The 2,484-nt window shown below is 59.9% G+C and carries 3 protein-coding genes; 1 reads left to right on the top strand and 2 read right to left on the bottom strand.

Going from position 1 to position 2,484, the window contains the following annotated elements; translation table 11 throughout:
* A partial coding sequence (locus NW849_RS14155; protein ID WP_414358467.1) for a tRNA methyl transferase PRC-barrel domain-containing protein occupies window positions 1–477 on the top strand: 477 nt, incomplete at its 5' end.
* A 12-nt stretch (window positions 478–489) separates the two neighbouring features.
* On the opposite strand, the gene NW849_RS14150 is transcribed toward NW849_RS14155, so the two are convergent.
* Both NW849_RS14150 and NW849_RS14145 read right to left on the bottom strand, forming a co-directional pair.
* On the bottom strand, window positions 490–1,242 hold the full coding sequence (locus tag NW849_RS14150; protein WP_414358464.1) for a glycerophosphoryl diester phosphodiesterase membrane domain-containing protein: 753 nt from the start codon (window positions 1,240–1,242) through the stop codon (window positions 490–492).
* Between the two features lie 65 nt (window positions 1,243–1,307).
* Window positions 1,308–2,484: NAD(P)/FAD-dependent oxidoreductase (locus NW849_RS14145; protein ID WP_414358463.1), on the bottom strand; the 1,177-nt coding region annotated here is incomplete at its 5' end.

Genomic DNA, 2,484 nt, shown 5'->3' with positions numbered 1-2,484 from the left:
ACCTATGGCTCGATGCGGAGCTTTTTGGATCAGTACCTTGGGCAAAGGCCAGGGGAAATCGTCGATACCCAGGGGCGGGTACTGGGGTCCCATGAGGGCATCCACCACTACACAGTAGGCCAGCGCAAGGGCTTGGGGATTGCCTCTTCCCGTCCGCTTTACGTGGTGCGCATCGAGGCAGCTACCAACCGCGTGGTGGTTGGAGAACGAGAGGAAGCCACCCAGGCTGAAGCGTGGGTAAGCCAAGTAAACTGGGTCTCCATCCCACCCCCAACACAACCCCTTGCCGTAGAGGTTCAGGTGCGCTACCGCACCCCGCCGGTGCCTGCCACGGTGATCCCGGAATCTCCTGAGCGGGTGAAGTTGCAGTTTGCCGAGCCCCAGTTTGGGGTTACCCCCGGCCAAGCCGCCGTCTGGTACCACGGGGAGCTCCTACTTGGGGGAGGGATCCTGGAGCGCCCTTCTTCTCAGGGGTGAGGGGAAGCCAAACTAGGCTGCCCACTCCCGCACCTGCTGCAGGGATCGAAAGAGAAGCACCATATAGGCAATCAAGATAGGGGCAACCGCCGTGGCGGCGGCATTCCCAACCACAGTCACACTCACAACTTCCAAAATTTTCTCAGCAAAAGTCTCGTCAGAAGACGAAATCACACCTACCGTGAAGCCAAAGATGAAATTCCCGGCCAGAAATGCCACAACCACCGTGAGGCCAAAGATAAGAAGTGCCCAAAACGCTCCCCACCAGCGGCCCTTGACGAGGCTCCAACTGTAGCCCAACCCTTCTGTAGTGCCTTTGTCTTCCAGGACAATTGCGCAGGGCGTGAAAGCCAGCCTTACTCCCCAGTAGATTCCAGGAAGCACGAATAACATCATCCCGACTAAGGAAATCAACCCCACCAGGAGGCTGCCGAATATCAGAGGCACTGCCTTGGAGACAGCCTGATCCAGACTGTTGCCCAGCGGGGGAGTTCGCTGCTTCAAGTGCTGATCCACCAGCCAAAAGGCTGCTCCTGTCAGGATGGGCGCACCAATCAGGACATAGGCCAAGTTGAGGATTCCCCCGAAAAGTGGGATTAGCTCGGCGATGATGGAAATGATGAAGCCGGGAGAGGCCAGGATCAGCAACGGCCCATAGATGGGGCCTACCATCTCGAACGACCGCTGCAGGAGCCGGATGGGACTGAGGGTAGCGTTTTGCATGACAGAGGGATCCTCGTGGGCGACCAAGTTCACCCCCTTCATACCACGGGATCCCGGCTTTGGTTCTGGGAGCAGGCTTAAGAAAGTCTGTATTGCTTTGTACAGATCTAGGCGGATTTTTGGAGGATCCACGCCGCTGCCTGTTCGCCGCTGCGCAGGGATCCCTCGAGGCTGCTCTGGTGGGTGTATTCCCCGGCCCAAAGGAGGCCCGGCAGGCCGCTAAAGGTGGGAACCAGATGCTGCTGAAAGCCGGGGGGTTGTACAAACTGGGCAAAAGGGATCCGGTATACCCGCAACAGGCGAAATTGCTCTAGGGGAGCTTTCGGGAAGTAAGCTTGCAGCTCGGCTCGGCAGGCTTGGGCCAGCTCCTCGTCACCTAAGGGGGGATCCCCCAGCACCACCACAGAGTACAGGTGTTGGCCGGGGGGAGCCAGTGCCGGGCTGATGTGGGTGAGCTGAACCCAATGGTTGATCCAGCCCTGGCCGGTGGCGTTGAGGTGCAAATAGCCACCACGAGTGAGGGAAAAGGGAGCGCAGAAGTAGAGGCAGGTCACCGCTCGCCCTGGAGTGGGAATGGGGGTGGGGGCCTGAGGGCACAGCTCCGCTTGCCAGGCCCGCGCTTGGGGGGCATCGGCGGCGCAGACTACCCACTCGGCAGGGATCTCTTCGCCATTGGCGGTGCGAATGCCGCGCACTTTCCCATCTTCTGCCAGAATGCGCTCCACCTGGGTTTGGTAGCGGATCTGTTCGGGGGACAGGTGACCGGCCAGTTGTCGGGCCAGCTCTCCCATACCCAAGGCCGGGGTGACGATGGAGCCCTCAGCCATCATCTTGAAGTAGAAGGCAAAGAGGCGGGCGCTGCTGGCCAGGTCTGGATCCAGGAGGATCCCTCGGAAAAAGGGGTAGAAAAAGTGCTGGCAAATCTTGGCGGAAAACCCATACCGCTGCAGGAATGCCTGCACAGAACAATCGGATCCCCCCAGACCTTCTTGAAAGACTTGCTCAGGGGTGCGCCGGGCCAGCTCTGCCCGCAATTGCAGCACCTTGAGCTTGTCCCCAAAGCTGGCCAAAGGATTGAGCAGGGATGGGATCCCACCGGCCAGATCCCGCAGGGGATCCCCCAACAGCCAAAACCACCCTGGCCGGGCCAACATAGCGCCGGGCCGGTAGGGACGGGGATCGAGCTTACCCAGATCCAAATGCTGCTGCACTTTGGGATAGGCGGTGAACAGCACCTGAAAGCCGCGATCCAGGCGAAAGCCATCCACCTTGTCGGTACGCACC

Source organism: Synechococcus sp. R55.3 (genome assembly GCF_047461975.1).
In the GTDB taxonomy this organism is placed as follows: Bacteria; Cyanobacteriota; Cyanobacteriia; order Thermostichales; family Thermostichaceae; genus Thermostichus.
Note: the sequence above shows the minus strand (reverse complement) of the source record. Positions and strands in the feature narration are given on the sequence as shown.

Bases quoted from the DNA above. Each gene is read 5' to 3' on its own strand.
- NW849_RS14150 (WP_414358464.1), bottom strand. From the start codon at position 1,242: ATGAAGGGGGTGAACTTGGTCGCCCACGAGGATCCCTCTGTCATGCAA.